The 7,543-nt window shown below is 70.0% G+C and carries 8 protein-coding genes; 3 read left to right on the top strand and 5 right to left on the bottom strand.

All coding sequences use genetic code 11. The features are described from left to right. Nucleotides 1-264: 264 nt before the first annotated feature. Nucleotides 265-1,065 (top strand): dioxygenase family protein, encoded by an 801-nt coding sequence (locus tag Aco03nite_RS28180; protein WP_203799799.1) that lies wholly within the window; start codon nt 265-267, stop codon nt 1,063-1,065. Nucleotides 1,066-1,121: 56 nt separating this feature from the next. On the opposite strand, the gene fdhA is transcribed toward Aco03nite_RS28180, so the two are convergent. Continuing rightward, nucleotides 1,122-2,357, bottom strand: coding sequence for a formaldehyde dehydrogenase, glutathione-independent (gene fdhA, locus Aco03nite_RS28175; protein WP_203799797.1), 1,236 nt, complete (start codon nt 2,355-2,357; stop codon nt 1,122-1,124). A gap of 376 nt (nt 2,358-2,733) precedes the next feature. On the opposite strand from fdhA, the gene Aco03nite_RS28170 reads away from it, so the two are divergent. Continuing rightward, on the top strand, nt 2,734-3,153 hold the full coding sequence (locus Aco03nite_RS28170; RefSeq protein ID WP_203799795.1) for a hypothetical protein: 420 nt from the start codon (nt 2,734-2,736) through the stop codon (nt 3,151-3,153). A gap of 321 nt (nt 3,154-3,474) precedes the next feature. On the opposite strand, the gene Aco03nite_RS28165 is transcribed toward Aco03nite_RS28170, so the two are convergent. Further along, the gene (locus Aco03nite_RS28165) at nt 3,475-3,852 is read right to left on the bottom strand and encodes a hypothetical protein (RefSeq protein ID WP_203799793.1); all 378 of its coding nucleotides are present in this window, start codon (nt 3,850-3,852) and stop codon (nt 3,475-3,477) included. Between the two features lie 125 nt (nt 3,853-3,977). Here Aco03nite_RS28165 and Aco03nite_RS28160 point away from each other — a divergent pair, with 125 nt between their 5' ends. Continuing rightward, nucleotides 3,978-4,397, top strand: coding sequence for a hypothetical protein (locus Aco03nite_RS28160; protein ID WP_203799791.1), 420 nt, complete (start codon nt 3,978-3,980; stop codon nt 4,395-4,397). Nucleotides 4,398-4,557: 160 nt separating this feature from the next. Here the strand turns inward: Aco03nite_RS28160 and Aco03nite_RS28155 are convergent, their stop codons facing one another. From Aco03nite_RS28155 to Aco03nite_RS28145, 3 genes are read right to left on the bottom strand one after another with little or no spacing between them, the layout of a single operon-like run. Continuing rightward, entirely contained in the window at nt 4,558-5,796 is a 1,239-nt protein-coding gene (locus tag Aco03nite_RS28155; RefSeq protein ID WP_203799788.1) for a hypothetical protein, read from the bottom strand. A 46-nt stretch (nt 5,797-5,842) separates the two neighbouring features. After that, nucleotides 5,843-6,898: a hypothetical protein gene (locus Aco03nite_RS28150; RefSeq protein ID WP_203799785.1), complete on the bottom strand. Its 1,056-nt coding sequence runs from the start codon at nt 6,896-6,898 to the stop codon at nt 5,843-5,845. Continuing rightward, nucleotides 6,888-7,538, bottom strand: a complete 651-nt coding sequence (locus tag Aco03nite_RS28145; protein WP_239145490.1) for a sugar transferase — start codon at nt 7,536-7,538, stop codon at nt 6,888-6,890. Before Aco03nite_RS28145 ends, Aco03nite_RS28150 begins: the two co-directional genes overlap by 11 nt. Nucleotides 7,539-7,543 lie beyond the last annotated feature (5 nt).

Raw genomic sequence — 7,543 nt, 5'->3', positions numbered from 1 at the left:
ACGCGCAAGAGGTACGACGCGCAAGAGGTACGACGCGCAAGAGGTACGACGCGCAAGAGGCGCGGCATGGAGAGTGAGAGCCGGGGCCGGCAAGGGGTAAACGGCGGGCCGGAGGCGGGAGAGGTCGGGCGGGGGTCGAGGCGGGCGGGGGTCGGGGCGGGCGGGATGACCCAGCCGATATGGCGCGAAGGTGATCAACCACAGGTCATTCATAGACTTCGATGTTTCGATGCGGTTTCCCCCAACGGCAGAAGGAGGAACCCCATGGAGGACAACGAAGCGTTCGTTCGCGAGGTGCATGACAAAGGCCTCGCCTACGATCTGCCCGTCATGACCCGGCGGCGGATGCTCACCGCGGTCGGCGGCGCCGGCGCCCTCGCCGTGGCAGGCGGCACCCTGCTGCACGGCACCGAGGAACCGACCCAGGCGGCCTGCGCGGCCGAGGTCGATTCGGAGACGGCCGGCCCCTACCCGGCGGACGGCTCCAACGGCCCGAACGTCCGGGTGCTGTCCGGCATCGTCCGGAGTGACATCAGGTCGTCGTTCGGCACGTCCACGACCACCGCCCCGGGCGTACCGCTGCAATTCTCACTGACCGTCACCAACGCGGCCTGCACGCCGACGGTGGGCGCCGCGGTCTACGCCTGGCACTGCGACCGCGGCGGGCTGTACTCGCTGTACTCGTCCGGCGCGACCAACCAGAACTACCTGCGCGGCATCCAGGTGACGAACTCGTCCGGCACGGTGACGTTCACCAGCATCTATCCGGGCTGCTACGCGGGCCGGTGGCCGCACATCCACTTCGAGGTCTACTCGTCGCTGGCCGCGGCCACCAGCGCCTCCGGGCTGATCAAGAAGACGTCGCAGATCGCGCTGCCGGAGGCGGTGTCCCGCACGGTCTACGCGGGCGCCACCGGGTACTCACAGAGTGTCACCAACATGAACCGGATCACCCTGGCCAGTGACATGGTGTTCGGCGACGACCTGGCGGCCACCCAGATGGCCACCGTGACCGGGTCGATCTCGGCGGGTTACGTAGCGACCCTCACCGTGACCGTCCCCTGACGAGCCGGGCCGCCGCCCCATCCTCTCTCGCGGGCGGCGGCCCCCTCGGAAAGGACCTACTGGCGAACCAGTCCGTGCGGGTCGAGGACGTACTTCCGGGCGGCACCCTGGTCGAACTCCGCATATCCGCGCGCGGCGTCGTCGAGCGAGATGGCCGTGGCGTTGACGTTGCGGGCGATCTGCACCCGATCGTACAAAATGGCCATCATCAATTGGTGGTTGTATTTCATGACGGGGCACTGCCCGGTGACGAAGGAATGTGACTTCGCCCAGCCCAGGCCCAGCCGAATCGACAACGAGCCGACCTTGGCCGCCTCGTCCACCCCGCCCGGATCGCCTGTCACATAGAGTCCGGGAACGCCGATCGCCCCGCCCGCCCGGGTCACGTCCATCAGCGAGTTGAGCACCGTGGCCGGCATTTCGGTAGCCGAATCCCGCCCGTGCCCACGAGCCTCGAACCCGACCGCGTCGACCGCCGAATCGACGAGAGGCTGCCCGATCGCCGGAGCCGCCCTTCCGAGGAGCTGCTGGACCTGTTCGGCCGGGTCACCGTCGCCCACGTTTATCGTCTCGCATCCGAAACTGCGGGCCTGCGCGAGCCGTTCGTCGTTGAGGTCGCCGACGATGACGACCGCGGCCCCGAGCAGGAACGCCGAGGTGGCGGCGGCCAGCCCGACCGGCCCGGCGCCGGCGATGTAGACGGTGGAACCGGTGGTCACTCCGGCACTGACACAGCCGTGATAGCCGGTCGGGAAGATGTCGCTCAGCATCGCCAGGTCGAGGATCTTCTCCAGCGCCTGATCACGGTCGGGGAAACGGAGCAGATTCCAGTCGGCGTACGGCACCATCACATATTCGGCCTGACCACCGACCCATCCACCCATGTCCACGTACCCGTACGCCGAACCCGGCCTGTCGGGGTTGACGTTGAGGCACACACCGGTCTTGCGCTCCTTGCAGTTCCGGCATCTGCCGCACGAGATGTTGAACGGCACCGAAACGATGTCGCCGACCTTCACGAATTCCACGTCCGGCCCGACGTCGACCACTTCACCGGTGATTTCGTGGCCGAGGACCAGGCCTTCCGGCGCGGTGGTGCGCCCGCGGACCATGTGCTGGTCACTGCCGCAGATGTTGCTGACGACGGTTCTGAGAATCACCCCGTGCGGGGTGCGCCGCCCCACGTTCTCCTTGTCGACGCCGGGACCGTCCTTCACCTCGTACCCCGGGTACTCGATGTCGCGGACCTCGACTCGTCCGGGACCCTGATAGACAACCGCTCTGTTGCCCATGGTGCCTCCTTCCGACTTCCGATCCAGGCCAGTCTCAACCACCCGGCAAGGAGAACAGAACCGTCGGTAGTGGCGAATAACGAACGTCAACTTCAAAATTCCATTCCGGCGATACGCCTACCCATGCACGTCCCCACCCCACGCATCACCACGTCCCGCTCGTCGCGCCGCGCACTGTCCTGTCGGGCTTTCCACACCACCCGCGTCCCGTCCCGCTTTCCCGCGCCGGGATTCCGCCGCACGCCGTATCAAGATTCCGCCCGGTGCCGGAAACACCGGAGGATGCCAATCTGAAAGACGGGTGTGCCGAATGACCCGGTCGATCATCGTTCGGGAGTAGCGTCGGGGACACCCAGAGGCCGGGACGGTGTCGATTATGGACCTGCGATGGTGGTCGATCGAGATTCTCGACGCGACGCGACTCTCGGCGGAGCAGTGGCGTTACGCGCATCAGGAGGTCGTCGTCTCCGCCGCCGTCGGGCACGGCGCCCGCGCCTGGGAGTGGCACGAGTTCCGCTGGGGCGTGCTGTTCGAGGTCGCGTTCACCGACGACGAGGCCTGGGCCGGGTTCCGGGTGCTGCCCGCGGTGCAGGCGGCTCTGGACGCCGTGCCCGATCCGATCAACGGCCTGCTGATCCACCCCGGCCGGGGTGGCGCCTCCGGTCAGCCATTGCCACGCAGACCCAAACCGGTTCTCGGGTCGGGCGCCGCCCCCGTCCCGCAGGAGCCGCAACGCACCCGCTTGACCCTGGCCGACACCGAACCGATGCCGACCAGCGCCGGCGTCTACGCCTGAGCACACTCCGCCCGCCCTGAGGACGTCCCCGGCCCGCCGCAGCCGGGGACGTCCCTTTCCCCGGTCACCGACAGCCGGCCCACCCCGAGTCAACCGCACCGCAGCCCCGGCGACAGACCGGTTCACCCCGCACCGCAGCCCGGCCGACGACCGGCCCACCCGATCAGCCGCACCACAGCCCGGCCGACAGGCGGGTCACCCGATCAGCCGTGCCCCACCCAAGAGGCAGGCCACGGTCCATCCGACCAGCCACGCCCCGGCCAGGGCCCCGGCCGATTCACCCGCTCAGCCGCGCCTCGGCCAACTCACGTTTCAGCGGGTTCACCCGATCAGCCGTGCCCCGATCAAAGCGCCGGCCACCAGCACGAAGGCGGCGATCAGTGCACCCGTGCGGACCGGCCGGCCGACAGCGAGCCCGGCGAGGCCGACGAGCAGGCCGACAAGTGTGACCACGCCGGGCAGAGGCCGGGCCCAGTCCGGCCCACTGATCGGGCAGACGATCTGCCCGGTGTCGTCGAAACAGTTGTTGGACATGAGGTGACTCGAATCAAAGATCACGAACCCGGCCAGAAGCACCAGACCGGCAAAGACCCCGACGGCCCGGCCGGAACCCCCGTACCGGGAGGCACGCACCCGCCCACCCGTCGCTGATCCGTTTCCGGTCCCGCCCGGCTCCAGAACCCGCCCCTGATTGATCACCGCCCGATGATGACCGGCCCGCGGCCGGGAACATACCCCCGAACGTCCCCTTCTGGCACCCCGCATCGCCGAGAACCGAAACTTGCCGCGATCCGGAACTTGCCGGGAACCGGAACGATGGGCCGGTGAGCGAGTACATCGAGTTCATCACTGCCCCCGACGACACCGTCGCGGCGGCCGTGCGGAACAGCGGCCCAAACCACCGGTATCCGACGGTGGACGCCACCGGCATCCACTTCGAAGCCGACGACGCGGTGATGGCGTGGCGGGATCTCCTGGTAGGACAGGGTGAACCGGCCGGCCCGAGGATGGTGGCGGACTTCGTCAACGACGGCAGCGCGGTGTTCGCCCTCCCGGAAAACCTGGTCGCCGCCCTGGCCACGGCGCCTCCAACCCGGTTACGGGAGGCCGCCGAGCGCTGGGTGCCCACGGTGGTCGCAGACGGCGCGACGATCGACCCCGAAACCGCGACCACCCTGCTGTCGAGCCTCGCCGAACTGGCCCGAACCACCGACAACCAGCTCTACTGCTGGGTAGCCTGCTGACGCACCGCCACAGCGATGACGACACGCCACCGACAGCGGGCCGTCAGCGGTTGGCGAAGACGAACGCACCCTCGACGTAGCCGGACGGGAACGGCCGAAGCGTCAGGAGTTGTCCCGGAAGGCGCTGGGCGGTGGTGGCCATCCGGCGTGGGTGGAGTGATCAGGCCGCGGTGACGTCCCTGGTTGCGGACGGTAGGGCCGGTAGTGGGCGGGCTTTCCGCAGCGCGCCGGGCCGGGACGGCGTGGTGGTCCGGGTGGCGGGCAGCTGAGGGCCCGCCCAGGCCGCCACCGCGCCGGGGGCGCTGATCGTGCGGTCCGGTGGGATCCACAGTGGTTGCGGGGCGGCCGCCGGACCCCACCACAGGACCGTGCCGTAACCGCGGATCAACGGGGGCTGCAGCGCCGGCCAGTAGGCCTCGGAGGGAATGGCCAGGCGCCAGGCCTCGGCGGTGGCGAACGGCACCAGCGCGCCGGCGCGCGGTGGCGGCACGGCGACGGCGGTGCCGGGACGGGCGTGAGCGGTGCCACCACGGGCGCCCGCGGTGGCCGGAACCGGGTCCTCGCCGGCGGGGGCGACGGCGGCCGGTGCGGAGGCCAGGACGATGGCGGAGCTGACGGTGACCATGCCGGCGGCCAGGGCGGCCAGCTCCCAGCCGGGCCGGATGGTGTCGCCGACCAGGGTGAGCGCGATGATCGACGGCAGGACCACCTCGCCGGTCCAGTGGACCGCGGTGACCCGGCCGACCTCGCCGCCCTGGAGGGCGCTGGCGTAGAGCAGCATGCCGGTACCCGCGAAAGCGATCATGGTCCAGAGCACCGGCTCGCTGACGACGGCGACGACGGCGGTGTCGAACCGGGCCATCTCCGCGGCGGGGAACTGCAGGGCCCGCCCGGAGATCGCCGCCCCGCCCAGGGAGAAGCCGCCGACCAGAGCGATCAGCCCGGGACGCCCGATCCGGACGGCGCCGTAGCCGAGCACCCACAGGCCGACGAGTGCGGACGCGAGACCGACCCGGACCTGCACGGACGGCAGCATCTCGTGCTGTTCACCGGCGGACAGGGCGAGGATGCCGAGGGCCCCGGTGGTGCAGATGATCGCGGCGACGTCGCGGCGGCGCAGCTTGGAGCCGAGGAACAGCCAGGCGGCGACGGCGGTGACCGCGAGCGACCCGGCCAGCACCGACTCGACGACGTAGACGGCCAGGTGCTGGAGGGCGGCGATGGCCCCGACCCAGGCGACGATGTCGAAGGCGATGCCGACCAGGTAGAGCGGATGGCCGAGGGTGCTGGCGGTGCTGTGGCTGCGTTTGGCGCCGATGGCCTGCAGGATCGAGCCGGTCGCGTAGCTGAACGCGCCGAACACCGCCATCCCCAGCGCGAACCAGTTGGCAGAGGTCATCGCCCACCTCCCGCAAGATCACCCTGGGTCGATCCGCCGGTCACGCTCAGATCATAGAACCGATCGATGATCCTTTCGACCCGGACTTCACGGCTTCCGCGATCCGGCGCAGGTCACCGGGCCCACATCGGTGGTCGACGGGCAGTGTCAGCATCCGGTCGGCGAGGTCGGCCGCCTCCGCGTCACCGCTCCAGAATCCGTGCCGGTCCTGCCGCCAGTGCACCGGCGCATAGATGCCCTGACCAGCGAGAAAAGAAAGAAGTTCATCACGATCAACAGATGACGGGCACCGCAGCTGTACGCGGAACCCGCCCGCCTTCACCCCGAGCGCCGCCGCCACCTCCGCGGCGTGCAGGGCGTTCGACGACCGTACGCCGGCGATGTCGAGAAGTGGCAGCAACGCCGAGGTGACCGCACTGGCCGGCCCCGCACTGCCCAGCAGTTGACCCTCCCCCGCCGTCTGCAGTCGCCGGAAGTGCTCCTTGGGCACCGGCCGCCCGTCCAGCCAGGCGCCCTTGAGCAGCATCGCGGCGAGTTTGAGATCGGCGCCGGGTGACGGCGGACCGGCCGGTGCGGGCAGGTCGAGCCCGCGCGGCGACCAGAGCAGCGCACCGTCCGGCAGCGGCAGGGTCTTGCGCAGCGAGGCGACCACGTAGGACGCGGTGCTGGCGCAGGCCCACGGGCTGAACGGGTCGTGCGAGTGGTCCTCGACGACCGGGATCTCCGGGTGGGCGCGCGCCCAGTCGTCCCAGGCCCCGCCGTCCTCGCAGCCGAACAGGTTCTGGGCGAGGACCACGTCGCCGTCCCGGACCCGCAGCGTGCCGAAGTCCGGTCCGGTGCCGCCGGGCAGATGCCGGTACCAGGCGATCGGCATCCGGTCGGTGAGGAATTCGGCGACACCCATGCAGAAGTACGAGGGAACGTGCAGGCGCCCGGGCGAACCGAGCAGGGACAGCAGGCGGCCGAGCGCCCCGGCCGCGGTGGCGAACAGCGAGCGGCGGTAGGGCAGCCAGCCGGGCAGGCCGCCCCGCTCATCGCTGAGCAGGACGGCCGGATCCCAGTGGAACTCGGAGCCGATCTCCCGAGGTGACTCAGGCCGCACGGGAGACCTCTTCCGAGGCCGGTGCCGAAGAACGGGTGATGTTGTGCTCGTCCACGTGCACCGGCGGCTCGTCCCGGTTGACGGTGATCGCGGTCCGCCACAGGATCTTCAGGTCGAGCAGCGGCGACCAGTTGTCGACGTACCACCGGTCGAGTTTGAACCGGGTCGGCCAGTCGATGTCGTCGCGCCCGTTGACCTGCGCCCACCCGGTGATGCCGGGCTTGACCTCGAGGCGGCGGGCGTCCTCCGGCGAGTAGCAGGCGACCTGCGGGAGCACGTCGGGGCGCGGCCCGACCAGGTTCATCTGCCCGCGGACCACGTTGAGCAGCTGGGGCAGCTCGTCGAGGCTGGTGCGGCGCAGGATCCGGCCGCACCTGGTGATCCGCGGGTCGTTCTCGACGAGACCGAACGGGTCGTCGATGCCGAGTTCCGCGCTGAGGGCCACCGAGTTGTGGACCATCGACCGGAACTTCAGCATCCGGAACGGGACGCCGTCCTGGCCGGCCCGATCCTGGACGAAGAGGACACCCTTCCCGTCGGCGATCCGGACCCAGGCGGCGACCGCCAGGATCAGCGGGGCCAGTGGGAGGAGCATGAGCAGAGCGGTCAGCCGGTTGAGTCCGTTCCAGACAGAGCGCACGGTTA

This window comes from Actinoplanes couchii (assembly GCF_016862075.1).
Taxonomy (GTDB): domain Bacteria; phylum Actinomycetota; class Actinomycetes; order Mycobacteriales; family Micromonosporaceae; genus Actinoplanes; species Actinoplanes couchii.
The sequence above is the reverse complement of the archived record's forward strand: the minus strand, read 5'-3'. Positions and strand labels throughout refer to the sequence as shown.

Coding starts and splice junctions, on each gene's coding strand:
- Aco03nite_RS28180 (WP_203799799.1), top strand. CDS start 265: ATGGAGGACAACGAAGCGTTCGTTCGCGAGGTGCATGACAAAGGCCTC.
- fdhA (WP_203799797.1), bottom strand. CDS start 2,357: ATGGGCAACAGAGCGGTTGTCTATCAGGGTCCCGGACGAGTCGAGGTC.
- Aco03nite_RS28170 (WP_203799795.1), top strand. CDS start 2,734: ATGGACCTGCGATGGTGGTCGATCGAGATTCTCGACGCGACGCGACTC.
- Aco03nite_RS28155 (WP_203799788.1), bottom strand. CDS start 5,796: ATGACCTCTGCCAACTGGTTCGCGCTGGGGATGGCGGTGTTCGGCGCG.